The organism is Streptomyces sp. GL_148 (assembly GCF_057834205.1).
Genome location: NZ_CM174396.1, coordinates 5,296,635 through 5,322,088 on the forward strand (window position 1 = coordinate 5,296,635; position 25,454 = coordinate 5,322,088).

Sequence of the window (25,454 nt, forward strand, 5' to 3'; positions counted from 1 at the left end):
ACGTGACTGAGATCGAGATCGGGCGCGGCAAGCGCGGCCGCCGGGCGTACGCGTTCGATGACATCGCCATCGTCCCCAGCCGCCGTACCCGGGACCCGAAGGAGGTCTCGATCGCCTGGCAGATCGACGCCTACCGCTTCGAGCTCCCGTTCCTGGCCGCCCCCATGGACTCGGTCGTCTCCCCGCAGACCGCCATCCGCATCGGCGAGCTCGGCGGCCTCGGCGTGCTGAACCTCGAAGGCCTGTGGACCCGGTACGAGGACCCGCAGCCGCTGCTCGACGAGATCGCGGAGCTGGACGAGGAGTCCGCCACCCGCCGTCTCCAGGAGATCTACTCCGCTCCGATCCAGGCGGACCTGATCCGTCAGCGGATCAAGGAGGTGCGCGACTCGGGCGTCGTCACCGCCGCCGCGCTCTCCCCGCAGCGCACGGCCGAGTTCTCCAAGGCCGTCGTCGACGCGGGCGTGGACATCTTCGTGATCCGCGGCACCACCGTGTCGGCGGAGCACGTCTCCGGCGCCGCCGAACCGCTGAACCTCAAGCAGTTCATCTACGAGCTCGACGTCCCGGTCATCGTGGGCGGCTGCGCCACCTACACCGCGGCCCTGCACCTGATGCGCACCGGCGCAGCCGGTGTCCTGGTCGGCTTCGGCGGCGGCGCCGCGCACACCACGCGCAACGTGCTGGGCATCCAGGTCCCGATGGCCACCGCCGTCGCCGACGTGGCCGCGGCCCGCCGCGACTACATGGACGAGTCCGGCGGCCGCTACGTGCACGTCATCGCCGACGGCGGCGTGGGCTGGTCCGGCGACATCCCGAAGGCCGTCGCCTGCGGCGCCGACGCCGTGATGATGGGCTCCCCGCTGGCCCGTGCCACCGACGCGCCCGGCAAGGGCAACCACTGGGGCATGGAGGCCGTCCACGAGGACGTGCCGCGCGGCAAGAAGGTCGACCTCGGCACGGTCGGCACCACCGAGGAGATCCTCACCGGCCCGTCGCACTCCCCGGACGGCTCGATGAACATCTTCGGCGCGCTGCGCCGCTCGATGGCCACCACCGGCTACAGCGAACTCAAGGAGTTCCAGCGGGTCGAGGTCACCGTCGCGGACTCCCAGCACAGCCGCTGACGGTTTCGCCGTACGTATGCCGGAGGGCCGGCGCCCCTTGTGGGGCGCCGGCCCTCCGGCGTGACTACTTCTTTCCCGCGGTCCGGAGCCTCAGGCAGACGGCCCAGGGAATCAGGGCAGCGCCCGCGACGAGCAGCCACCTGAACAGGAACCAGGCGTTGTCCCGGGAAATCTGCCCGTGCTCGTCGCCCATGAGGAGGCCGAGGACGAGCACGGACGCGCCGATGACCATCCCCGGGAAGCCGAGCACCCACAGCAGGACGGTGAACCAGGTGGCGGTCGGGGCGGCGGGCGCCGGGGCCGGGGCAGGTACGGGCGCAGGGGACGGGGTCTGCGGGGCGGTGCGCGGGGCCCGGACCGGGGTGCGGGGCGGCATCGCGACGACCGCGGAGGGCGGGACACCCGCGTCGAGGGGAGCCAGCTCGGCTGCGGTGATCGCGAACCGGGCCGGCTCGACGGTGAGCGTGAACCCGTCGTAGCCGACCAGGTGGCGGGCTCCGTCCGGGTAGGCCTGCATCAGGGAGCATTCGGCGTAGCGGACGGTGATCCGGCCGGCCGCGCTGACCAGGCCGACCCCTTCGGCGGCCACGGTGAGAACCGTGCCGGGATCGTCCGAAGCCGGGTACTCCTGCCCGGAGACGGTCTGCGTGGACCCGGTGGGCGCGGCCGCGAGCCCGGCCCCGTCCACGCTCCCGCGGGGCGCCCGCACCAGGGCGCCGGCCCACAGGGCGCGCGCGACCTCGTGCAGGGCCTGCGCGCCGACCGCCTCGATCTCGGCCCGCTCCTCGGCGGGGGTGCGGTGGGGGCGGCCCAGCAGCAGGTCTGCGGCCCGGTCCGGGAGCCGTGCCGCGGCGAGCCCGGGGGTGTCGAGCCGCGCGAGCGCGGAGGCCCGTACGGCGTCCAGCGCGGACTCCTCGATCCGGCCGGCGCGGAGCTTCGCCAGGACGTCGACGAAGGCGCCGGCCATCGCGTCCTGGTGCTGCGGCAGCGCCTCGGCGTGGGCGACGACGGTCGCGGAGCCGGCGTCGCGCGGGACGTACTCGGCGGTCGCGGCGTACGCGTACCCGCTGCTTTGGCGCAGCTCCCGCAGCAGCTCCCTGCCGAGTACCTCGGTGAACAGGCGCGCGGCGGTGGAGCGCGGCAGTACGGAGGTCAGGGTGACGGAGCCGTCGTCGCCCCGGAACCGGGCGGGCAGGGCGGGCAGCGCCGAGGTGGCCTCGGGCGCGGGGTGCCGGCCGCCGGTGGGGAGGGCGAGGTCGAGGCCCTCGGGGACGGCGCCCGCGGTGATCCACAGGACGGCGTTCCCGGCGGTGAACCGGCTGCGGGCCCAGTCGCGGACCTGCTCCGCGGTGAGGTGCGGGAGCCCGGCCTCGTCGTAGCCGGTGAGGCCGTAGGAGCGGGAGCCGTAGCGCCACTGGGCGCAGCGTCCGGCGGGGTCGGGGGTGCGGTCGGCGGCGCGGTCCGCGGGCTCGGTGCGCAGGATCTCCTTGAGGGTCTCCAGCCGTTCGAGGGGGAGGTCGCGCAGCGCGGCGCAGACGCCGTTCAGGTGGGCCACCACTTCGGCGGGGGTGCCGGTGATCTGGAACCGGGTGAACGTGGAGGCGGGCGCGGGGGCGCCGTCCGCGGGCGGGTCGCCCGGGCCGATCCGGTGCAGGGCGAGGCGCCGGACGAGGTGGGTGATGCCGCTGGTGGCGAGGGTCTCGTCGGCGCAGCCGACGCGGAAGAGCAGCCCGGCGGAGAGGGGGCCGGGGCGGGGGGCCAGGACGGTGCGGATGCCGTTCACCGTGGTGGTGACGATGCCGGCGGCGGCGTCGGCGGCGGCGGCTGCGTTGGCGTCCGCGTCCGCGTTGGCGGCGGGGGCGGCGGACTCGGGCTCGGGGCGGGTTTCGGTGGTCATCGTGTGTCCCTCAGCCCGTTGCCAGGGCGGTCTTGCGGTGGCGGGCGAACTCGAACGTGTGGTCCCCGGTGCCTACGTAGTCCCACGGGAACCGGCTCGCACGGTCGCCGATGACGCGGAAGTGCGGGGCCGCGTCGGCGGGTCGGGCGGCCGCGCTGTGGGCGGCCGCGAAGGCGTTGTGGGCGTCGGTGTGGGCGTACGCCCCGGTCCGGGCGGCCGGGTGGAGCACGGAGTGCCGGGCGGCCGCCAGCAGGTGCGCACGGTTCTCGGGGGCGGCCAGGTACTTCTCCGCGCGCCGCAGGTCGCTCCCGTCGTGCGATTCCAGGTACTGCTCCAGCTGCGCGATGGCCACCAGGGCGCCGCTCGGGCTGCCGGGGGGCGCTGACCGCGCGCACTCCTCGGCGAAGGCGTGCGCGGCCTCCCAGCTCCCGCCCCATTTGGGGCAGAGCTGCTGGAGAGCTGCTGCTGGCCCGCGTAGTGGTGCGGGTGGTGCTCGGCGAGCCGCTCGTACCGGCGCCGGGTCTCGCCGAGGCCCAGTTGGAGGCCGCGGGAGGTGATGGTGCGCAGGTACCAGGCGAGGGCGTACCGGGGGTGCTCGGCGCAGACGTCGATGAGGAGCAGCTCGGCACGCCGCAGGTAGCCGTGGAACTGCTGGAACCGCCCCGCCTGGACGTGGTGGGCGCGGGCGGCGGAACGGATCTCCCAGCCGGCCCGGATCAGCCGCTCGGCGAGCAGGCTCCGTACGAGCGGATCCCCGGGGTCCTCCGCCATGGCACCGTTGAGGAACGGCTCGGCGTTGTGCTGTTCGCCGACGACACGGGAGGCGATGGCGCGGTCGTCCTCGTCGTCGAGTGCGGCGAAGGCCGCGGCGACGGCGTCCCAGTCCTGGCGGTGGACGTGGGCGCGCAGGTCGGCGAGGGCGGGGATGCGGTCGGCGGGCTCGAACACGGGCCGGCCGAGCGGGGGGTGAGCGGACACGCGCGGATCATATGACCGGCGGTCGCGTGGGCGACAGGGATTTCGGCCCGGTCTCTCGATCATGGGAACGGCTGGTCGGCGGGGGCGGGGCCGGCGGAATCGGGGCGTTGGCCGGCGACGCCGTCCGGCGGCCTGCTGACGGCAGGCCGGCCCGGTGGTCCGGGCTCGGCTGCCGGGGTGGCGGGCGGTGGACCGCTCAGCCGTTGCGCTTCCGGGCGACGCTGAAGGCGGTGATGCCGCCGATGGCGATGAAGACGTAGTCCAGGAAGTCGGAGCCCTGCTGCAGGGCGTCGTTGACGCCGCTGACGCCCATGGTGTCGATCACGTCGCCCAGGCTGGTGTTGGCCACCTTGGCGACGTAGAGCGCGACGAAGAACAGCTGCCCGAGGTAGACGGCGCCGAGGGAGAACAGTGCCGCGACCACGGGCAGGACCGGGTTGCGGCCGCCGACCTTGGCGGCGGCGAAGCCGACGAGCAGGCCGACGCCGATCGCGGCGTAGCTGAACTGCCGCTCCAGGCCGTTCATGATGCCGCCGTACGCCGCGGCCGCGGCCAGGGCGGCGACGAACGCGGCGACGATGCCGAGGGCCACGTTGTCGGGGCGGACCGGGGCCGGGGCCGCGGCCAGGAACGAGGCACCGCTCTGGGCGGGGAAGCCGGCCCCGACCGGGGGCGCCGGGACGGCGTCGGGCGCAGTGGTGGGTGCCGGCGCCGGCGCGGGCGTCGCGGAGTCGGGTACGGGCGGCTGGATCTGCTGGCTCATGAAAGAAATCCCCCCCAGGGATTGTGGGCACACGGGAACCGCACGACCGACGTGGGGTTGTATGCGCGAGATAAGTCGCCGCAGGCTAGCAGCAGCCTGCGACATCCGTGGAGGGGTTTCGGCGGGGCGGCCGACGCGGGCCAGGCAAGATCCGGAAGACAGGCCCTAGAGGCGGTGTGCGGCGCCCGCCGGGCTGGCGCCGCGGGTGTCCAGCAGCAACTGGGCCTTCACCGCCAGGCCTTGCAGGTCGTAGGTGCGGTGGTGCTGGAGCAGGATCGTCAGATCGGCGTTGGCGGCGGCCTCGTACAGCGATTCGGCGCGGGGGACGGGCTGGTCCCTGACGCGCCATCCGGCGATGTACGGGTCGTGGTAGCTGATCAGCGCACCGAGGTCGAGGAGGCGGCTGGCGATCTCGCGCGCCGGGGAGCCCTCCTGGTCGGCGAGGTCCGGCTTGTAGGTGACGCCCAGGAGGAGGACGCGGGCGCCGCGCGCGGACTTGCCGTGCTCGTTGAGCAGGGTCGCGCTGCGCTGGATGACGTACTGAGGCATCCGGTCGTTGATCTCCTGCGCCAGACCGACCATGCGCAGCGGGTGGCCCGGGGTGCGGGTGGTGTGGGGGAGGTAGTTGGGGTCGAGGGGGACTCCGTGGCCGCCGACTCCGGGGCCGGGGCGGAAGGCCTGGAACCCGTACGGCTTGGTCTCGGCGCACCGGATGACGTCCCACAGGTCCACGCCCAGGTCGTGGCAGAGCACGGCCATCTCGTTCATGAGGGCGATGTTGACGTGCCGGTAGTTCGTTTCGAGGAGCTGGACCGTTTCGGCCTCGCGCAGGCCGCGGGCGCGGACCACCTTCTCGGTGAGGCGGGCGTAGAAGGCGTGCGCGGACTCGGTGCAGGCCGGGGTGAGGCCGCCGATGACCTTGGGGGTGTTGGAGATGCCGTGCGTGCGGTTTCCGGGGTCGAGGCGGCTGGGGGAGTAGGCCAGGTGGAAGTCCCGGCCGGCGCGCAGGCGGGAGCCCGATTCGAGGATCGGGCGCAGGTACTCCTCGGTGACGCCCGGGTGGGCCGCCGATTCGAGGATGACGGTGGTGTGCGGGCGCAGCCGGGCGGCGAGCGTGCGGCCCGCCTCGCCCACCGCGGACAGGTCGAGTGCGCGGTCGGCGCCGAGCTGGGTGGGGGCGCAGATGACGGCCGTGCGGACCCGGCCCAGTTCGGCGGGGTTGGTGGTGACCCGGAAGCCGGCCGCCGACATGCGGCGGACCTCGGCGGCGGTGAGGGTGGAGTCCGTCGCCGGACCGCTGTCGTAGCCGACCGTCTCGATCCCGGCGGCCACGGCTGCCTGGGCGAGCGGGAGGCCGAGATGGCCGAGTCCGATGACGGCGAGATCTGCGGGCATGGGGGTGCCGTCCCTTCCCTTCCCTGACATGCATGAGGGGGCGGAGCGCGCAAGTCCTGTGGAGGAGGAGATCTGGCGCAATGTCAGACTAGGCGTATATATGACAGATATGTCGTATTCAGGGGTCTTGGCCGCCTCCGTGTTATCCACAGGCGGTGGCTGATGTGGATGCGGCCGGTCAGAATCATGAACGGGCGATGTGAGCGGGATCACCCATAACCGGTGGGATGACCGCATAGGGCGGACGGGGCGACCCGCGTCAACGGGAGGCAGGCAGCCGTGAGCACTGGGACAGGAGCAGGGGCAGGGGCAGGGGCAGGTACGGGCGCAGCGGCGGGTACGGGGGGAGGCGGTGGGCGGGCCTCGCTGGGGCCCGTGCAGCGGGCCGAGGCGCTCGCCGGGATGGCCGAGCGGGAGCTGGACGTGCTGGTGGTCGGCGCCGGTGTGGTGGGCGCCGGGACCGCCCTCGACGCTGTGACCAGAGGCCTGGCGACCGGGCTGGTGGAGGCGAGGGACTGGGCTTCGGGGACCTCCAGCCGTTCCAGCAAGCTCATCCACGGAGGGCTCAGATACCTGGAGATGCTCGACTTCGCCCTCGTGCGGGAGGCGCTCAAGGAGCGCGGCCTGCTGCTGGGGCGGCTCGCCCCGCACCTGGTGAAGCCGGTGCCGTTCCTCTACCCGTTGCAGCACAAGGGGTGGGAGAGGTTCTATGCCGGTTCGGGCGTCGCGCTGTACGACGCCATGTCGCTCTCCAGCGGCCACGGACGCGGGCTGCCGACGCACCGCCACCTCTCCCGCAAGCGCGCCCTGCGGATCGCGCCGGCGCTGCGCAAGGACGCGCTGGTGGGCGCCCTGCAGTACTACGACGCCCAGATGGACGACGCCCGTTACGTGGCGACCCTGGTCCGGACGGCTGCTGCGTACGGGGCGCAGTGCGCCAACCGGGCGAGGGTCATCGGCTTCCTGCGGGAGGGCGAGCGGGTCGTCGGCGCGCGGGTACGGGATGTGGAGGGCGGCGGGGAGTACGAGATCCGGGCGAAGCAGATCGTGAACGCCACGGGGGTGTGGACGGACGACACCCAGGCGCTGATCGGGGAGCGCGGGCAGTTCCACGTGCGGGCTTCGAAGGGCATCCACCTCGTCGTGCCCAAGGACCGGATCCACTCCTCGACCGGGCTGATCCTGCGGACCGAGAAGTCGGTGCTCTTCGTCATCCCGTGGGGCCGGCACTGGATCGTGGGCACCACGGACACCGACTGGGACCTGGACAAGGCGCACCCGGCGGCGTCGAGCGCGGACATCGACTATCTGCTGGAGCACGTGAACTCGGTGCTGGCGGTCCCGCTCACCCGGGACGACGTTCAGGGGGTCTACGCCGGCCTGCGGCCACTGCTGGCCGGGGAGTCGGACGCGACGAGCAAGCTCTCGCGCGAGCACACGGTGGCGCATCCGGTGCCGGGGCTGGTGGTGGTCGCGGGTGGCAAGTACACGACGTACCGGGTGATGGCCAAGGACGCGGTGGACGAGGCGGTGCACGGGCTGGACCAGCGGGTCGCGCCGTGCGTGACGGAGGACGTGCCGCTGGTCGGGGCCGAGGGGTACCGGGCCCTGTGGAACGGCCGGGCGCGGATCGCCGCGCGGACGGGGCTCCATGTGGTGCGGGTGGAGCACCTCTTGAACCGGTACGGCTCGCTGACGGAGGAACTGCTGGCACTGATCGCGGAAGACCCCTCCCTCGGGGAGCCGCTGACGGGCGCCGACGACTACCTCCGCGCCGAGGTGGTCTACGCGGCCTCGCACGAGGGGGCGCGGCACCTGGACGACGTGCTGACCAGGCGGACGCGGATCTCGATCGAGACCTTCGACCGGGGGACGCGATCGGCGCGCGAGTGTGCGGAGTTGATGGCTCCGGTTCTGGGATGGGACGAGCAGCAGATCGAGAAGGAGGTGGAGCACTACGAGAAGAGGGTGCAGGCGGAACGGGAATCGCAGCGCCAGCCGGACGATCAGGCGGCGGACGCGGCGAGGCTGGGGGCGCCGGACATCGTCCCGTTGTAACTCCGCGACCTTGCGGGCGGAACCGCGGACCCGGGGCTCCCGTCCGTTGCGGAGTAAGGGACAATGAGGGTTCTGCCGGGGTGGGTTACCGGGCACCCCGGCCGCTGCCAGGGCAACCGGAGCAGGCGGCACGAACGCAGAGGGGACGCATGTCGAAGCCGGAGCACACCGAGTCGCCGGAGCCGTCTGTCGGGACGGGATCGCCGGTGCCTCCGGCGACACCCCCGACGGACCCGAAGTCTCCCGCCGAGACGCCTGCGGCGGGAGCGGCGAAGCGAGCCGTGGCCGCGAAGGCCGCTGAGACGGGGGCTGCGAAGGCCGGCGGCGCTTCGGCAGCCGCCCCTGCGGACGCCGCCGCCGACCCTGCGGACGCTGCCGAAGCCGAAGCCGAAGCCGAAGCCGAAGCCGAAGCCGAAGCCGAAGCCGAAGCCGAAGCCGAAGCCGGTGTGGCCGGGCCTGCGAAGGCCGCTGAGGCTGCTGCGGGGGTGGCCGGCCCGGAGGACGCGGAGCCCGCTGCTTCCGCCGTGGAGCCGGAGCCGCGGAAGCCTGCTGCGGCCAAGGCCGCCGGTGGGGCTGAGCCCGAGGATGCGAAGCCCGCGAGTGTGGGCGCCGGGTCCGATGGTGCGAAGCCTGTCGGTGTGAAGGCGGAGCCCGAGGGTGCGAAGCCTGCACGGGTGAAGGCGGAGCCCGAAGACGCGAAGCCTGCACGGGTGAAGGCGGAGCCCGAAGACGCGAAGCCTGCACGGGTGAAGGTGGAGCCCGAAGACGCGAAGCCTGCACGGGTGAAGGTGGAGCCCGAAGACGCCAAGCCTGCCCGGGTGAAGGCTGAGGCCGAGGATGCGAAGCCTGTCGGGAAGAAGGCGGAGCCCGAAGACGCGAAGCCTGTCGGGGTGAAGGCGGAGTTGCGGAAGGCTGCCGTCGTGCGGGCGGATGGTGGGGGCGAGGACGCGAAGCCCGTCGCGGTGAGCAAGGCCGACGAGGTGGCCGCCGCCGTCAAGGCCGCCGCCGCCAAGGCGGGAGCGGGCGCTCAGGACGAGGGCCGGCTGCTCGCGGGCCGGTACCGGCTCAGTGACATCCTCGGCAAGGGCGGCATGGGCACCGTCTGGCGCGCCCAGGACGAGACCCTCGGCCGGACCGTCGCCGTCAAGGAACTCCGCTTCGGCAGCGGCGTCGACGAGGACGAGAAGCGCCGCCTCATCACCCGCACCCTTCGCGAGGCGAAGGCCATCGCCCGGATCCGCAGCGGCGGCGCGGTCACCGTCTACGACGTCGTCGACGAAGACGGCCGGCCGTGGATCGTCATGGAGCTCATCGAGGGCCCCTCGCTCGCGGAGTTCATCCGCGAGAGCGGCCCGCTGACCCCCCGCCGCGCGGCGGAAGTCGGCCTCGCCGTGCTCGACGTCCTGCGTGCCGCCCACCGCCAGGGCATCCTGCACCGGGACGTGAAGCCCTCCAACGTGCTCCTCGCCGACCACGGCAACGGCCGCGTGGTCCTCACCGACTTCGGCATCGCCCAGGTCGAGGGCGACCCCTCCGTCACCTCCACCGGCATGCTCGTCGGCGCGCCCTCGTACATCTCGCCCGAGCGCGCCCGCGGCCAGCGCCCCGGCCCGCCCGCGGACATGTGGTCGCTCGGCGGCCTGCTGTACGCCGCGGTCGAGGGGGTGCCCCCGTACGACAAGGGGTCGGCGCTCGCGACGCTCACCGCCGTGATGACCGAGCCCGTCGAACCGCCGAAGAACGCCGGCCCGCTGACAGAGGTCATCTACGGCCTCCTCGTCAAGGACCCCGCCCACCGGCTCGACGACGACCGCGCGCGGGCGCTGCTCACCGCCGTGATCGAAGCGCCCGAGCCGCCGGCTCCCGTAGCCGCCCCGGACGTCGAGGAGACCCGGCAGATATCGCTCGCCGAGGCCCAGGACGCCGCCGAGAAGGCAGCGGCCGACAAGGCGGCCAAGGTCGCCGAGAAGACGGAGAAGAAGGAACGCGAGCGCCGTGAGCGCGAGCAGCGCGAGCGCGCCCGCGCGGCGTTGAAGTCGGCCCGCAAGGCGGCGGCCGCCAGTGCCGCGGCCGCGGCCGCCGCTAAGGCCACGGCCACGACCGCGACCGCCGCCGAGTCCCCGTCGCCGCGCCCGTCGCCCGTCGCGGCCCCGCTCACCGACGTCGTGCCGCGCCGCACCATCGCGCTCGCGATAGCCGGTGTGGTCGTGGCGCTCGCCGTCATCGGCTCGGTCATCGCGTACGCCGTCAGCGGCGACGACGACAAGGGTGCTTCCCCGAAGGACGGCAAGGGCGGCGGTTCCGCAGCCGCTTCGGGCCCCGTGGCCGGCTCCTCGCCGTCGCCGTCGCCGTCGCCCCCGGCTTCGTCCGCGCCCTCGCCCCCGCCGAAGTCCGGCGAGCCGTCCGGCTCGGTCGCCGGTTCGCCGGACCCGGGCCAGTCGCCGGGTTCCGGGACCAACCCCGGCCAGGGCCAGGGAGCCACGCCAGGGGGAGGCCTGCCCGGGATCCCGCCCGGGTACTTCCAGGTCGACGACCCCGGGTTCCATTTCGCGATGGTCATGCCCGAGGGCTTCAAGCAGACCGGCGTGATAGGGAACAACGACGGCGTCATCTACAGCCGCGACGGCGGTTTCCCGCGCATTCAGATCGACTTCAACAGCTCGCCGAAGGACGACGCACGCGCCGCCTGGCTGGCGGCGGCCCCGGGCGTGGCGAGCAGCAGCAGCAACTACAAGCTGCTGCGCCTCGAAGCGGTTTCGTACCGCGGGTACCCGACGGTCGCGGACTGGGAGTTCGAGCGGGACCAGAAGGGCGCACGGGTCCGGGTGCTCGACCGCGGGTTCAGGATCGACTCGAAGCACGGCTACGCCATCATGATCACTTGCCTCGCCGACCAGTGGGACGCGGCGGAGTGCACGCAGCTGCGCACCACGGCGTTCGACACCTTCCAGCCACGGGGCTGATTCGCGCCCCGAGCGGGCTCGGGTCAGCCTCGTCAGGGCCGGGACGCGGGCGCCTTGGGCGTCGTATCGTGTCAACGGGGCCTGGGGGACGGGCCCGCAGCTCTCGGGGGAGGCGATGTGGAGGACTACGCGGGCCGGATCCTGGCCGAGCGCTACCGTCTGCCGCTGCCGCCGTCGGACGCCTACGAACTGATCGAGACCCGCGCCTTCGACACGCGCAGCGGCCAGGAAGTCCTCGTACGGCAGGTCCCCTTGCCGGAGGTCGTCGACGCGGAGCTGCTGGACGGCACGCGGGGCGGTCCCCCCGCCGCGGGGGGCCTGCACGTACCGCACGGTGAACTGCCCGCCGTGCGCAGGGCGATCGAGGCGGCGCAGGCGGCGGCGTCCGTACCGGACCATCCGCGGCTGGACCAGGTCTTCGACGTCTTCGCGGAGGGCGGGTCGCTGTGGATAGTGAGCGAACTCGTCCCGGCCCGACCGCTGGCGGCGCTGATCGCCGACGAACCGCTGAGCCCGTACCGGGCGGCGGAGGTGGCGGCGGACGTACTGACCGCTCTGCGGGTGCTGCACGCGCACGGGTGGACGCACCGGAACATCACCATGCGGACCGTACTGATCTGCGAGGACGGGCGGGTCGTCCTGACGGGGCTCGCGGCGGGGGCGGCGGAGGACGCCCTGTGCGGGTACGACCCGGTCCCCCCGCAGGACGGTACGGGCGACTCTGCTTGGCCCTGGCCGGGCGGTGAACCGGGCCGTGAACAGGGTGGTGCCGCGGGGTTCGCGGCGGGCCGGCCGACGAGCGGCGGCGGCGCCCTGGCCGGGCCCGGGGCGGGCGCGGGGTACGGCGGCGGTGCCCCGGGCGGCTCCTGGGGTGGGCCGGCGGCGGACGCCAGGTACGGGCAGGGGGCCGGGCAGGGGGCCGGGCAGGGGTTCGGTCATGGATCCGGGCCCGGCGTGGGGCCGGTCGGCGGACGGCAGGGCGGGGAGCTCGGCGACGACCGGTACGACGACACGTACGGGGGCGGGCCCGCGGAGCGTTCCCGCCAGGATGGCGGGGCCGGGGCCGGTGCGGGTGCGATCCCCCAGGGGGGCGGGAACGCGGCGGAGTACGCGCCGCTCGTCGCTCCGGGGTACGACACCGGGCCGCGCTACCGGGACCACATAAGCCCCGGTACCGCGAACGGCCCCGATGCTTCCGGCACTTCCGGCGCTCCGGGTGCTCCCGGCATCCCCGGCGCTCCCGGTGCCTCCGGCGCCCTCGGTGCTCCCGGGATCCTCGGCGCTCCGGGTGCTCCGGGTACCCCCGGCGGTCCGGGTACCCCCGGCTCCGCCGGTGCTCCAGGCACCCTCGGCACTCCCGGTGCCCCCGGTGCTCCGAGCACCCCCCGTACCTCCGGCACTCTCGGGACCTCGGGCGCTCCCAGTGCCTCCGGCGCCCCTGCCACTTCCGGTGCCCCGGGTGCCGCCGGGGAGCGGCCCGATCTGAAGGCCGCCGCGCGGGCCGGGGCCATCGCCGCGTACCGGGCCGGGGCCCAGGCCGCCGCGCGGATCACCGAGCAGCGCAAGGCCGGGGCGGAGCCCGCGCCGGAGCAGGAGGCGGAGCCGAGGCCGGAGGGGTCGAAGCTGCCGCAGGGGTACTCGTACCCGTACGGCGGCGGCCCGGACAGCGGTGCGACCTGGCACGGAGCCACCCCGCGCCGAAAGGCCCTGCCCCCGGCCGAAGCGGAGCCGCCGGCCCGCGCCGCGCTGCCGGCGCAACTCGCCCTTCCGCAGGGCTACCAGCAGGCGGACACCCCGGGCGGTGTCACGCCCCGGGCCTCCGGCGACGGCCAGGGCCCCGGACAGTCGGCGACGCCGCCGGGCGGCCGGGCGCAGGCGCATCCCCAGGACGGCGCGGAGCACCGGGCGGTCCCCGGTCCCGGCCACGAGCCCGGCTACGGGCAGCAGCCCCCGCCGGGAGCGGGCCGGCCGGATCAGGCGGGCTTCGGTCAGCCGGTAGCGCGAGACGGCGCCGGCTACGGCCGCCAGCCCCAGCCCCAGCCCCAGCCCCAGCCCCAGCCCCAGCCCCAGCTCGGGCCGGGCCGGCTGGATCAGGCGGGCTCCGAACAGGGTGGCCCGCAGGCCGGTGGCGGATACGCGGTGGCTCCCGCAGGGGGTGGTTACGGGGCGTCCCGCCCCGGTGGTGGCGCTGCCGGGTGGGGGAGCGGGCCGCGGAGCGGGCTTGATGCCGAGCGGGCTCGGCAGACGCGGATGGCCGTGGTCGGGGCCGTTACCGAGCGGTGGGCTCCCGAGCAGGCGCAGGCCGTGCACGGGCCGTGGCAGCTGGCCGCGCCGGTGGGGCCGGCCACCGACCTCTGGGGGCTCGGCGCGCTGCTGTACCGGGCCGTGCAGGGGCATGCCCCGTACCCCGAGGACAGCGTCGCCGAGCTCGTGGAGATGGTCTGCGCCGAGCCCCCCGCCTTCGCCGAGGAGTGCGGCCCGCTGCGCCCCATCGTGGAGTCCCTGCTGCGCCAGGACCCGACCGAGCGGCCCGACTTCGAGGAGCTCCGCGGCTGGCTGCGCTCCCTCGTGCGGTCCGCACCGGAGCCCGAGGGCGGCTTCGCCATGCTGCCGCCGGTGGTGGAGGACCCGGCCAGGCTGCCCGTCGTGCGGCGGCGAGCCGACCTGCACGGCCGGCACCGCAGCGCCGAACACCCCCGCAAGCCGCGCTCGCTGGGGCGGTCCCTGTTACTCGGGATCCTCGTCCTGCTCTCCGGAGCGGTGGCCTACGCCCTGTTCTTCATGCCCCGTTCCGCCGATCCGCAGGGCGGCGGGCAGAAGGCCGCCGGGATGAAGCCGCCCGCCGCGACCCAGTCGCAGACCCCGGGCCGCAGTCCCGGCCAGAGCCCGGGCCCGAAGCCGAGCGGGTCCGGCCAGGCCCCGAGCCCGTCCGTGAACCCGCCCGAGTCCAGGCCCGCTCCGCAGACCAACGCCCCCGCTCCGGCCGGGTACACGACCCAGCAGGACGCCGAGCACTTCTCGATCAACGTCCCGAACGGCTGGGAGCGCCGCGGAATGAACGAGTCCGGTCAGGTCCGGTACACGGAGGGGGACTTCGTCCTGACCGTCGTCCCCGGCCGGGACAAGGTCCAGGGCAACCCCGACCCCGCCACCTACCAGAAGGACAAGGAGCCGGAACTGGCTCCGTACCGCTCCTCCACCTGGTCCAGCGTCAGCGACATCAAGTCCACCAAGGTCGGCAACCAGCTCCGCGTCACCGGCCGGTACACCTGGATCGACGGCAACGGCCGTTCCGTCGTGGCCCGCAACTTCGTCGTCGCGCTCGGAGGGTCCTACCACGTCGTCATGGTCACGGGCCCGCAGGACCAGGAGGGCAAGGTCACCGAGACCTTCGAGCAGGCGACGGCCAGCTACAAGAGCGGCGGCTGACGAGCTATCAGTACGGCGATTGCGTCACAGTGCGGCCCAACCGCCTCCGAGTGGTTCCGTCGCCGCCCGCGATCTCCGTAGTCTGACCGGAAGTGCACAGAGCGGCGGCGGGGATTCGTGGAACAGCAGACAGGTGCGGGTGCGGTGCTCGCGGGCCGGTACCGGCTCGTCGAGCCCATCGGCAGGGGCGGCATGGGCAAGGTGTGGCGCGCCCATGACGAGCTGCTGCACAGGACGGTCGCCGTCAAGGAACTGACGGCCGGGCTGTACGTCGCCCAGGCGGACCGGGACGTCCTGCACGCCCGGACGCAGAAGGAGGCCCGGGCCGCGGCCCGGATCCAGCATCCGGCAGTCGTCACCGTGCACGACGTACTGGAGCACGACGACCGGCCCTGGATCGTCATGGAGTACATCGACGGCCCTTCCCTCGCGGACGCGGCGAAGACGGCCGGCCGGATCGAACCTCGCGAGGCGGCCCGGATCGGGCTGCACGTGCTCGGCGCGCTGCGCGCCGCGCACGCGGTCGGCGTACTGCACCGGGACGTCAAACCGGGCAACGTGATGCTCGCCAAGGACGGGCGGGTGATGCTCGCCGACTTCGGCATCGCCGCGATCGAGGGCGACTCATCCATCACGCGCACCGGCGAACTCGTCGGCTCCATCGACTACCTGGCCCCCGAACGGGTCACCGGCGGGTCCCCCGATCCGGCCTCCGACCTGTGGTCGCTCGGCGCGACGCTGTACACGGCCGTCGAGGCGCGCTCGCCGTTCCGCCGCACCTCGCCGATCTCCAGCCTGCAGGCCGTGGTGAACGAGGAGCCGCCCGCGCCCGTCCACGCGGGCGCGCTGGCCCCGGTCATCACGGCGCTGCTGCGCAAGGACCCGGCGCACCGGCCGTCGGCCGACGAGGCCGAGCAGATGCTGCTGCAGGCGATGGAGGGCCGGGAGCCGAAGTCGGCGCAGGCGTACGTACCCACGCGCGCGATGGGCTCCGAGGAACTGGGCGCCGCCCGGAACGATCCGGCGGACACGGCCGCGCTGCCCGCGGACGGGGGCCAGGGGCCGGACCCGGGCCGGGCCCCGGAACCGGAACCGGAGACGGAGCGGGCACTCTCCGCCCGGTCCGAGGCCGGACCGAGCGGACCCAGCGGACCGGCCGGACCCCGCGTGCCGGGTCGCCGGGACGGCGGAGCCCCCGGCCGGATCGGGCGCGCGGCGGTCGTCGCCGTGGTGGCGGCGCTGCTCGGCGGCGGCGGGGTGTTCGGGATCCTGAAGTACACGAGCGACTCGGAGACGGACGGGGGGATCCCGGGCCGGACGGCCGGTGGGCCCCAGTCGCCCGGTGCCTCGTCCGGTGGCGGGGACGACAAGGGGCGGGCGGAGGAAGCTCCGCCGGCGGGCTGGGCGAAGGCGGTCGACAAGGAGGGCTTCTCCCTCTTCGTCCCGGACGGCTGGAAGCGCCGGGAGGACGGGTCGCAGATCGACTACACCCAGGACGGCGGCAAGCACTTCATCCGGATCGCGATGGACCGCAAGCCGGTGTTCAAGGACCCGTACGCACACCTGCTGGACTTGGAGAAGCAGGTCCAGCAGCGCTCCGACTACGTGCGCCAGATCCTGCACCCGAACACCTTCCGGGGGCAGGTCAAGGCCGCCCTGTGGGAGTTCACCTGGACGGAGAAGACCGGGAAGTTCACCGGGCCCCGGCAGGCCATCGAGCAGATGTACTACGCGCCGGACGGCACCGAGTACGCGGTGTACATGTCGGGTCCGGTCGCGGACTGGGACACGACCCGGTCACAGTTCGACATCGTGCTCAGCGGCTGGCAGCCGGCCCCGGCCGGCTGAGACCGGCCCCGGCGGGCCTCCGGGACCGCGCCGCGGCCCCCCGGCGGCCCCCCGGCGTGCTCCCAGCGGGTCCCGGTGCCCCCGGATTCCGCCATCCTGCCAGCGATCACTGGCAGAAATGGCAAAATCCGGTTACCGGCGGGTACCCAAAGCACCCCCGGGCGCAATACGCTCACGGCCATGACGGACACGCAGGCCCCGGCCCCCCTCCGCAGCGCCCCGCAGCCCACCAATCCGGTCGCCCCCGCCCCGGCCGGCGCCCGGAGCGCCGCCGACGTGGTGACCCCCGAACTGGTCGCCCGGCTGACCCGCGGGGTGGCCGGCTCCGGCCGTACCGCCAACCACAGCCCCTTCACCGGGGACCGGCTGGCGGAGCTCCCCGAAGCCACCCCCGAGGACGTGGCGGCCGCCTTCGCCGCGGCCCGCGCCGCGCAGCCCGCCTGGGCCGCGGTGCCCGTCCGCGCCCGGGCCGCCGTACTGCTGCGCTTCCACGACCTGGTCCTGGCCCGGCAGGCCGAGGTGCTCGACCTGATCCAGCTGGAGACCGGCAAGGCCCGCCTGCACGCCCACGAGGAGGTGCAGGCCGTCTCGATCGCCGCCCGGCACTACGGCCGCAAGGCGCCCTCGTACCTGCGCCCCAAGGGCCACACGGGCGCCATGCCCACCCTCACCAAGGTCACCGAGCTGCGCCAGCCGCGGGGGGTCGTCGGCCAGATCGCGCCCTGGAACTACCCTCTCGAGCTGTCCATCGGCGACGCCCTGCCCGCCTTCGTCGCGGGCAACGCCGTCGTGATGAAGCCCGACACCGAGACCGCGCTCACCGCCCTGTGGGCCCGCGACCTGATGATCGAGGCCGGCCTGCCGGCCGAGGTGTTCCAGATCGTCCTCGGCGAGGGCCCGGTCGTCGGCCCCGAGGTGGTCCGCCACGCCGACTACGTTTCGTTCACCGGCTCCACGCGTACCGGCCGCGAGGTGGCCCAGGGCGCGGCCGCCCGCCTGGTCGGGGTGTCGCTCGAACTCGGCGGCAAGAACGCGATGCTCGTCCTGCGCGACGCCGATGTGGAGAAGGCCGCCGCCGGCGCCGTCCGCGCCTGCTTCTCCTCCGCGGGCCAGCTCTGCATCTCCATCGAGCGGCTGTACGTCCACGCCTCGATCGCCGACGAGTTCGTCGCCCGCTTCGCCGCCCGCACGAAGGCCATGCGCCTCGGCTCCTCGCTCGCCTACGGCGCGGACATGGGCTCCCTGGCCGGAGAACGCCAGCTGGCGGCCGTACAGCAGCACGTGGACGACGCCGTGGCCAAGGGCGCCACCCTCGTCGCCGGCGGCGTCGCCCGCCCCGACATCGGCCCGCTCTTCTACGAGCCGACCATCCTCGACGGCGTCGAGACCGCGATGGCGGTGTGCGGGGAGGAAACCTTCGGCCCGGTCGTCTCCATCTACCGCTTCACCGACGAGGACGAGGTCATCGAGGAGGCCAACGGCACCCCCTACGGCCTGAACTCCAGCGTGTGGACGAAGGCCGCCCGCCGCGGCCACGCCGTCGCGGCCCGCCTGCGCACCGGCACCGTCAACATCAACGAGGGCTACGCCCCGGCCTACGGCAGCGCCCAGGCGCCCATGGGCGGCATGAAGGAATCCGGCCTCGGCCGCCGCCACGGCTCCGAGGGCATCCTCAAGTACACCGAGGCCCAGACCGTCGCCCACCAGCGGCTGCTGCCGATGGGCCCCTCGCTGGGGATGGACGACGAGAAGTACGCGGCGTTCATGACCCGCAGCCTCAAGGTCATGAAGGCCTTCCGGCTCCGCTAGTCCGCTCGGTCAGTCCGTTCCAGTGGGAGGCACCGCAGTGTCGTACGACTACGACTACGACTACGACGTCATCGTCATCGGATCGGGTTTCGGGGGGTCGGTCTCGGCGCTGCGGCTCACCGAGAAGGGGTACCGGGTCGGCGTCCTGGAGGCAGGACGCCGCTTCACCCGCGAGACCCTGCCGAAGAACAGCTGGGACCTGCGCAACTACCTGTGGGCCCCGGCCCTCGGGCTGTACGGGATCCAGCGCATCCACCTCCTCGGCAACGTGATGGTCCTCGCGGGCGCCGGGGTCGGCGGCGGCTCCCTCAACTACGCCAACACCCTCTACGTGCCCCCCACCGCCTTCTTCGAGGACCGGCAGTGGGCGTCCATCACGGACTGGCAGGACGAGCTCGCCCCCTACTACGACCAGGCCAAGCGGATGCTGGGGGTCCGGCTCAACCCGACGACGACCCCGTCCGACGTCCACCTCAAGGCGGCCGCCGCCAAGATGGGCGTCGCCGACTCCTTCCACATGGCCCCGGTCGGCGTCTTCTTCGGGGACGGCGACGACGCCGAGGGCCAGGTCAAGGTCCGCCCCGGCGACGAGGTCGCCGACCCGTACTTCGGCGGCGCCGGTCCCGCCCGCAAGGCCTGCACCGAGTGCGGCGAGTGCATGACCGGCTGCCGGCACGGCGCGAAGAACACCCTGGGTGAGAACTACCTGCACCTCGCGGAGCGGGCCGGCGCCGTCATCCACCCCATGACCACGGTCACCGCGCTCTGCGACCACCCCGACGGCGGCTACCGCGTCCGCACCGTCCCCACCCAGGGCCGCCGCCGCGCCGAACCCAAGGTGCTGCGCGCCCGCTACGTGGTCGTCGCGGCGGGCACGTACGGCACCCAGACCCTCCTGCACACCATGAAGGACCTCGGTGAGCTGCCCCGCCTCTCGGACCGCCTCGGTGATCTGACCCGGACCAACTCCGAAGGCCTCGTAGGGGCTCAGACCGATGACCGCCGCTACCGCAAGCGGCACGGCAAGGACAAGCGGGCCGACTTCACGCGGGGCGTGGCCATCACCTCCTCGGTGCACCCAAACGCCGACACGCACATCGAACCGGTGCGCTACGGCAAGGGCTCCAACGCGATGGGGTTCATGACGATCCTCCAGGTGCCGTACTCCACCCACCGGGTCCGCGCCTGGCTCGGGCGCACCGCCCGGCACCCCGTCCAGCTGCTGCGCTCCCTCTCCAACCGGCGCTGGTCGGAGCGGACCATCATCGGCCTGGTCATGCAGTCCCTCGACAACTCCCTGACCACCTACCGCAAGCCCGGCGGCATAGGGAAGGGCCTGCTCACCGCCCGACAGGGCCACGGAGCGCCCAACCCGGTACAGATCGCCGAGGCCACGCGGGCGGCGACCCTGCTGGCCGAGGAGATCAACGGGTTCCCGGGCAGCAACGTCGGCGAGCTGATGGGCACCCCGCTGACGGCGCACTTCCTCGGCGGCTGCCCGATCGGCGCCTCGCCCGAGGAGGGCGTGGTCGACCCGTACCACCGGCTCTACGGGCACCCGGGCATCTCGGTGGTGGACGGCTCGGCGGTCTCCGCGAACCTCGGGGTCAACCCGTCGCTGACGATCACCGCGCAAGCGGAACGGGCGATGTCCTACTGGCCGAACAACGGCGAGCGCGATCCGCGCCCGGAGCAGGGGGCGGCCTACGCCCGCCTGGAGGCCGTGGAGCCGGTCCGCCCGGCGGTGCCGAAGGAGGCCTTCGGGGCGCTCCGCCTGCCGTTCCTGGCGGTACCGGAGGTTCCGCCGCGCACGGCGTCCCCCGCCGAACAGCCGCCCGATGCCGAGATCAGCCGCTGAATGACTTCGGCGGGCACCGCACTCCCCCTCCGAGCGCGGTACCCGCCGAACTACATGCAAGACAGCCGCCCGGCCCGGATGGTTGTAGCGGAAACCGGCAGCGGAGGTGTGGCGTCCGTCACATGCTCAAGAGGGCAACCGGGAAGGGCCTTCGCGTGTCAGGACCGGCATGAGAAAGCACATCTCCCTGCTGGCAGCAGCCGGCCTGGTGGCCGTCGGTCTGGCCGCCACTCCCGCGAACGCCGCGGACCCGGTGTTCACGCTCACCAGCCCGGCGGAGATCGGCCTGTTCCCGCACCCCGGGCAGAGCGGCAAGCCGCAGACGAGCACGGTCGACTTCCGTGTCGAGGGCGAGACCGACGAGCCCTTCGACAACCCGAGCACCTACACGATCGACCTGAGCGCGCTCAAGGGCATCGTCGACGTGACGCTCCCGAAGGAGCAGTTCGCCGACTGCAAGCTCGTCGCGACGACGGTCACCTGCAAGGACTGGGGGATCTGGCACGGAACCCCGGTGGTGTCCCTGGACCTCGCCGCCGCCAAGGGCAGCAAGCTCGGCACGGTCGTCGACCTGACGATGACCGGCTCGGCGGAGGGCGCCACCTTCAAGCCCGCCACCACCAAGGTCAAGGTCGGCGGCCCCGACCTGGTCATGGAGAAGGCCAAGCTCAAGGCGAAGCTGACCCCGGGCGAGACCCAGCCGCTCCCGGTCGTCTTCGGCAACACGGGCACCGAGTCCGTCAAGGGCGTGGCGCTGGAACTGGGCACCACGCACGGCATGGGCCTGGTCGAGCAGTACGACAACTGCGCCTACAGCGAGGACGACAGCGAGAGCGAGCCCTGGAACGTGGGCTGGGGCACGACGGTCTGCACCTTCGACAACGAGGTCAAGCCCGGCGAGGTCTACGAGATCGCCGGCGCGCTGACCCTCAAGGCCGCTCCGCACGCCTTCATCGAGGGAATGATCTACGGAGTGCACGAAGCCGGCTCCCAGCCGAAGCCCACGCAGAAGCTCAGCACGCCCCGCACGGGCAAGAAGCTGGGCCTCAAGGTGCGCTCGGCCAAGGCCGCTCCGCGCACGGCGGACCTGGACCCGTGGAACAACCAGCACGAGTTCGACTTCTCGGTGAAGAACACCGCCGACCTGGTGGCGTCCGGCACCTCCCTGAAGGGCAAGGCGGGCGAGACGGTCAAGGCCGGGATCGGCTTCCGCAACGAAGGCCCGGCGTGGATCGCCTACCTCCGCTCCGGCGAGGACGTGGCCATGGCGGACATCGTGATCCCGGCCGGCGCGAAGGTCACCAAGGTGCCGGAGTTCTGCAGGGCCGCCACGGCCTCGGGGGACTGGCGCGAGCAGCAGCTGGGCGCCCCGCGCTACTTCTGCCCGACCTCGCACGTCATCGGGGAGAAGGAGAAGTTCGACTTCCCGTTCGAGCTGAAGATCGAGAAGGTGATCGCGGACGCCACCGGCTCCGTCACGGTCGGCGGCTGGGCGGCCCCGAACGGCACCAGGCCGGCGAGCTGGGACCCGAACCACGCCAACAACAAGGCCGCCTTCGTGATCAACGGCAAGGACATCGTCCCCACGCCGACCACGGCCCCGACCACCCCCGGTCCGAAGCCGACGGCCTCCACGAGCCCGTCGGCCACGCCGAGTGGAAGCGCCACTCCGAGCCCGGGCGCCAGTACCGGTAACGGCAAGAGGCCGGGCGGCGGCCTCGCCGAGACCGGCTCCACCGCCGGGCCGGTCCTGCTCGCCGGTGCGGTCCTCGTGGCCGCCGGCGCCGCGGTGTTCCTGGTGTTCCGCCGACGGGCCACCGGCCGCGCGTAACGGCGCAGGCGGGGCAACCCGACGGGGGAGCTAGCGGGGGAACCAACGGGGAAACAGAAGAACGGCCGGTCCGGGGCGTCCCCCGGGCCGGCCGTCCTCGTGTGGTGACCGGGCTGCTGTCCCCTGCCGTCCGGTCACATGAAGGAGCGAGGTCCCACGACGCACGCCCCGCAGGGGGTGCGTCTCATCGCTCCAGCGGAGCCACGCGTGGTGCTGCGGTCCCGCACCTGGCTGGCACGGTCATCCGCATCAACGAAGGGCCGTGGGGGCGGTCACGGTCCGGACGGGTGACGAACAGGCGTCACGGGCAACCGCGGCGCGCCTCAGACCCGGCCGCGGCACAGCTCCAGCAAGGTCATCGCGAGCGTGGTGCCCGACTTGCCGAGGGCGTCGCTCCAGTGGTTCAAGACCTCCATCTCCCGCGACAGGTGCACCCGGCGCCCGCCCGAGCCGATCCGGGCCTCCTGGATGACGGTCGAGACGGCCATCCGTTCCTGGATCAGGCCGATGATCCGGTCGTCGATGGCGTCGATCCGCTCGCGGGAGCCGGCGATCAGCTGCTCGGGGGTGGTGGTGATCGTGCTCATGGTCGGTCTCCTGTCGGTGGGGCCCGACCGGAGCGGAAACGCCAGAGCGCCCCGGTCCTGTCGGACCGGGGCGCTCTGGGAAGTCAGTGGCTCAAGCGAGCATCACGATGACCCATGGCGACCGGACCGGCCGGTGCCATAGGTAAAGAGGAAGCTCAGCTGCTTGCGCATGGAGGGATTATGACCCTCTGTCCCGCTCCGTGCCAAGCCGGTTCGGACAGTGAGACGAAGAGGGGTATCCGTCCCCCGTTAGAATCGACAAAACAACCCCCTCTTCCGCCGGAAGGCCTGCCCCGTGCCAGAAGCCACCTTCGCCCCCCACGACAGCGCCCCGGACACGGTTCTCGTCGTCGACTTCGGCGCCCAGTACGCGCAGCTCATCGCCCGTCGCGTCCGTGAGGCACGGGTCTACTCCGAGGTCGTGCCCAGCACGATGCCCGTGGCCGAGATGCTCGCCAAGAACCCGAAGGCGATCATCCTCTCCGGCGGCCCGTCCTCCGTGTACGAGGAGGGCGCCCCCCAGCTCGACGGCGCGATCTTCGAGGCCGGCGTCCCCGTCTTCGGCATGTGCTACGGCTTCCAGCTCATGGCGGTCACCCTCGGCGGCACCGTCGACAACACCGGCTCGCGCGAGTACGGCCGCACCCCGCTGGCCGTCTCCAAGGCCGGATCCACCCTCTTCGAGGGCACCCCCGAGAACCAGTCGGTGTGGATGTCCCACGGCGACGCCTGCTCCGCCGCTCCCGAGGGCTTCACCGTCACCGCGTCGACCGACGTCGTCCCGGTCGCGGCCTTCGAGAACGACGAGAAGAAGCTCTACGGCGTGCAGTACCACCCCGAGGTGATGCACTCCACGCACGGCCAGCAGATCCTGGAGCACTTCCTCTACCGCGGTGCGGGCCTGCAGCCCACCTGGACCCCCGGCAACATCGTCGAGGAGCAGGTCGCCCTCATCCGCGAGCAGGTCGGCGACAAGCGCGCCATCTGCGGCCTGTCCGGCGGCGTGGACTCCGCGGTCGCCGCGGCCCTCGTGCAGAAGGCCATCGGCTCGCAGCTCACCTGCGTGTACGTGGACCACGGTCTGATGCGCAAGGGCGAGACCGAGCAGGTCGAGAAGGACTTCGTCGCCGCCACCGGCGTGCAGCTGAAGGTCGTCGACGCGCAGGAGCGCTTCCTGAACGCGCTGGCCGGCGTCTCCGACCCGGAGACCAAGCGCAAGATCATCGGCCGCGAGTTCATCCGCGTCTTCGAGCAGGCCCAGCTGGAGATCCTCCAGGAGGACGGCCCGGCGGTGGCCTTCCTGGTCCAGGGCACCCTGTACCCGGACGTCGTCGAGTCCGGCGGCGGCACCGGCACGGCCAACATCAAGTCCCACCACAACGTGGGCGGGCTCCCCGAGGACATCGAGTTCGAGCTCGTCGAGCCGCTGCGCCAGCTGTTCAAGGACGAGGTCCGGATGGTCGGCCAGGAGCTCGGCCTGCCCGCCGAGATCGTCCAGCGCCAGCCCTTCCCGGGCCCCGGCCTCGGCATCCGCATCGTCGGCGAGGTCACCAAGGAGCGCCTGGACCTGCTCCGCGAGGCCGACGCCATCGCCCGCCACGAGCTCACGGCGGCCGGCCTGGACCGCGAGATCTGGCAGTGCCCGGTCGTCCTGCTCGCCGATGTCCGCAGCGTCGGCGTCCAGGGTGACGGCCGTACGTACGGCCACCCGATCGTGCTGCGCCCCGTCTCCTCCGAGGACGCGATGACCGCGGACTGGACGCGCATGCCGTACGAGGTGCTCGCGAAGATCTCCACCCGCATCACCAACGAGGTGCCGGACGTCAACCGCGTGGTCCTGGACTGCACGAGCAAGCCCCCGGGCACCATCGAGTGGGAGTAGTCCCACCCGCCCGCCGTAGGTGACGAGGCCGCCGCTCCCGCGCAGGGAGCGGCGGCCTCGCCGCGTGTATGGCCTCTTCGGCCGGTCGCCGGTACTTTGCGCCGCGACCTTGAAGGAGGGGCCATGACCGAGCCACCCGCCAGCGCACCCGCACCCGTGCCCACCGAGCGGCTGGGCTTCGAGATGCCGCCGGTGTTCGCCACCGCCGGGGAGGAGCGCGCCCACCGCAAGGAGCGGCTCGCCGGGGTGCTGCGGCTGCTGGGGCGGCTCGGGTACGAGGACGGGGTGGGCGGGCACGTCAGCGCCCGGGACCCGGAGTTCGAGGACTGCTACTGGGTCAACCCCTTCGGCCGGGCCTTCGGCGCGATCGGCCCCGACGACCTGCTGCTGGTCGACGGGGAGGGGCGGGTCCGCCAGGGGGAGCGCAGGGTCAACCAGCTGGCCTTCGCCGTGCACGCGGCCGTCCACCGGGCCCGGCCCGCCGTGGTGGCCGTCGTCCGCACGCAGGCCCCGTACGGCAGGGCGCTCGCCGCGCTCGGCGAACTGCTCGCCCCCGTCACCCAGGAGGCCTGCGCCTTCTACGAGGACCACGCACTGCTCGACGAGTTTTTGGGCGGCGGGGCCTTGGGCGGCGGGGCCGCGGGCGACCGGGACGCCGGGCGGATCGCGAGCGCGCTCGGCCCCTACAAGGCGCTGATCCTGCGGAACCTCGGCCTGCTGACGGTCGGCGACTCGGTGGAGGCCGCCGCATGGTGGTTCATCGCGGCGGAGCGGGCCGCGCAGGTGCAGCTGATCGCCCGGGCGGCCGGGAAAGCGGTGCTCATCAGCCACCACGGCGCGCTCGCGACCCGGGAGCGGTTCGGGTCCGATCTGGCGGCGTGGGTGAACTGCCAGCCGCTGCTGGAGGCCGCGGAAGCGGGTGCGTCAACATCATGAACGGTTAATCACCTGCTCTGACATCGTGCGCAATCCGGAACACTGCCGCAGTGGTGCACAATTCGCTGGCATTGCACCGTAGTTCAGAGAGGC

Annotated in this window: 16 protein-coding genes; 11 read left to right on the top strand and 5 right to left on the bottom strand. The window is 73.2% G+C overall.

What is annotated here, in order from left to right:
- The first annotated feature begins 2 nt into the window (after positions 1-2).
- Entirely contained in the window at positions 3-1,127 is a 1,125-nt protein-coding gene (locus AC3IYI_RS24605) for a GuaB3 family IMP dehydrogenase-related protein (RefSeq protein ID WP_031147860.1), read from the top strand.
- Between the two features lie 64 nt (positions 1,128-1,191).
- Here AC3IYI_RS24605 and AC3IYI_RS24610 read toward each other — a convergent pair whose 3' ends face one another.
- Positions 1,192-3,024 (bottom strand): insulinase family protein, encoded by a 1,833-nt coding sequence (locus tag AC3IYI_RS24610; RefSeq protein WP_489405778.1) that lies wholly within the window; start codon positions 3,022-3,024, stop codon positions 1,192-1,194.
- 10 nt (positions 3,025-3,034) lie between these two features.
- Positions 3,035-3,376 (bottom strand): hypothetical protein, encoded by a 342-nt coding sequence (locus tag AC3IYI_RS24615; protein WP_489405779.1) that lies wholly within the window; start codon positions 3,374-3,376, stop codon positions 3,035-3,037.
- Between the two features lie 137 nt (positions 3,377-3,513).
- Here AC3IYI_RS24615 and AC3IYI_RS24620 point away from each other — a divergent pair, with 137 nt between their 5' ends.
- A complete protein-coding gene (locus AC3IYI_RS24620; protein ID WP_489405780.1) occupies positions 3,514-4,017 on the top strand; it encodes a hypothetical protein in 504 nt (167 codons plus the stop codon).
- A gap of 181 nt (positions 4,018-4,198) precedes the next feature.
- Here the strand turns inward: AC3IYI_RS24620 and AC3IYI_RS24625 are convergent, their stop codons facing one another.
- Both AC3IYI_RS24625 and AC3IYI_RS24630 read right to left on the bottom strand, forming a co-directional pair.
- Entirely contained in the window at positions 4,199-4,765 is a 567-nt protein-coding gene (locus tag AC3IYI_RS24625; RefSeq protein WP_489405781.1) for a hypothetical protein, read from the bottom strand.
- A 165-nt stretch (positions 4,766-4,930) separates the two neighbouring features.
- Complete coding sequence (locus AC3IYI_RS24630; protein WP_489405782.1) at positions 4,931-6,160, bottom strand: nucleotide sugar dehydrogenase; 1,230 nt, start codon at positions 6,158-6,160, stop codon at positions 4,931-4,933.
- Positions 6,161-6,562: 402 nt separating this feature from the next.
- On the opposite strand from AC3IYI_RS24630, the gene AC3IYI_RS24635 reads away from it, so the two are divergent.
- From AC3IYI_RS24635 to AC3IYI_RS24665, 7 genes are all read left to right on the top strand, one after another.
- Positions 6,563-8,218, top strand: coding sequence for a glycerol-3-phosphate dehydrogenase/oxidase (locus AC3IYI_RS24635; RefSeq protein ID WP_489411644.1), 1,656 nt, complete (start codon positions 6,563-6,565; stop codon positions 8,216-8,218).
- 281 nt (positions 8,219-8,499) lie between these two features.
- The gene (locus AC3IYI_RS24640; protein WP_489405783.1) at positions 8,500-11,181 is read left to right on the top strand and encodes a serine/threonine-protein kinase; all 2,682 of its coding nucleotides are present in this window, start codon (positions 8,500-8,502) and stop codon (positions 11,179-11,181) included.
- Positions 11,182-11,298: 117 nt separating this feature from the next.
- Entirely contained in the window at positions 11,299-14,610 is a 3,312-nt protein-coding gene (locus AC3IYI_RS24645) for a protein kinase (protein WP_489405784.1), read from the top strand.
- A 117-nt stretch (positions 14,611-14,727) separates the two neighbouring features.
- Complete coding sequence (locus AC3IYI_RS24650) at positions 14,728-16,458, top strand: serine/threonine-protein kinase (RefSeq protein ID WP_489405785.1); 1,731 nt, start codon at positions 14,728-14,730, stop codon at positions 16,456-16,458.
- A 180-nt stretch (positions 16,459-16,638) separates the two neighbouring features.
- A complete protein-coding gene (locus tag AC3IYI_RS24655; RefSeq protein WP_489405786.1) occupies positions 16,639-18,267 on the top strand; it encodes a succinic semialdehyde dehydrogenase in 1,629 nt (542 codons plus the stop codon).
- Between the two features lie 22 nt (positions 18,268-18,289).
- On the top strand, positions 18,290-20,125 hold the full coding sequence (locus tag AC3IYI_RS24660) for a GMC oxidoreductase (RefSeq protein WP_489405787.1): 1,836 nt from the start codon (positions 18,290-18,292) through the stop codon (positions 20,123-20,125).
- A 169-nt stretch (positions 20,126-20,294) separates the two neighbouring features.
- The gene (locus tag AC3IYI_RS24665) at positions 20,295-21,956 is read left to right on the top strand and encodes an LPXTG cell wall anchor domain-containing protein (RefSeq protein ID WP_489405788.1); all 1,662 of its coding nucleotides are present in this window, start codon (positions 20,295-20,297) and stop codon (positions 21,954-21,956) included.
- A gap of 323 nt (positions 21,957-22,279) precedes the next feature.
- On the opposite strand, the gene AC3IYI_RS24670 is transcribed toward AC3IYI_RS24665, so the two are convergent.
- A complete protein-coding gene (locus AC3IYI_RS24670) occupies positions 22,280-22,543 on the bottom strand; it encodes a chorismate mutase (protein ID WP_489405789.1) in 264 nt (87 codons plus the stop codon).
- 295 nt (positions 22,544-22,838) lie between these two features.
- On the opposite strand from AC3IYI_RS24670, the gene guaA reads away from it, so the two are divergent.
- Positions 22,839-24,425: a glutamine-hydrolyzing GMP synthase gene (gene guaA, locus AC3IYI_RS24675; RefSeq protein ID WP_489405790.1), complete on the top strand. Its 1,587-nt coding sequence runs from the start codon at positions 22,839-22,841 to the stop codon at positions 24,423-24,425.
- 123 nt (positions 24,426-24,548) lie between these two features.
- Complete coding sequence (locus AC3IYI_RS24680; protein ID WP_489405791.1) at positions 24,549-25,361, top strand: class II aldolase/adducin family protein; 813 nt, start codon at positions 24,549-24,551, stop codon at positions 25,359-25,361.
- Positions 25,362-25,454 lie beyond the last annotated feature (93 nt).

Coding starts and splice junctions, on each gene's coding strand:
- AC3IYI_RS24610 (WP_489405778.1), bottom strand. CDS start 3,024: ATGACCACCGAAACCCGCCCCGAGCCCGAGTCCGCCGCCCCCGCCGCC.
- AC3IYI_RS24665 (WP_489405788.1), top strand. CDS start 20,295: ATGAGAAAGCACATCTCCCTGCTGGCAGCAGCCGGCCTGGTGGCCGTC.
- AC3IYI_RS24635 (WP_489411644.1), top strand. CDS start 6,563: ATGGCCGAGCGGGAGCTGGACGTGCTGGTGGTCGGCGCCGGTGTGGTG.
- AC3IYI_RS24655 (WP_489405786.1), top strand. CDS start 16,639: ATGACGGACACGCAGGCCCCGGCCCCCCTCCGCAGCGCCCCGCAGCCC.
- AC3IYI_RS24630 (WP_489405782.1), bottom strand. CDS start 6,160: ATGCCCGCAGATCTCGCCGTCATCGGACTCGGCCATCTCGGCCTCCCG.
- AC3IYI_RS24670 (WP_489405789.1), bottom strand. CDS start 22,543: ATGAGCACGATCACCACCACCCCCGAGCAGCTGATCGCCGGCTCCCGC.
- AC3IYI_RS24625 (WP_489405781.1), bottom strand. CDS start 4,765: ATGAGCCAGCAGATCCAGCCGCCCGTACCCGACTCCGCGACGCCCGCG.
- AC3IYI_RS24680 (WP_489405791.1), top strand. CDS start 24,549: ATGACCGAGCCACCCGCCAGCGCACCCGCACCCGTGCCCACCGAGCGG.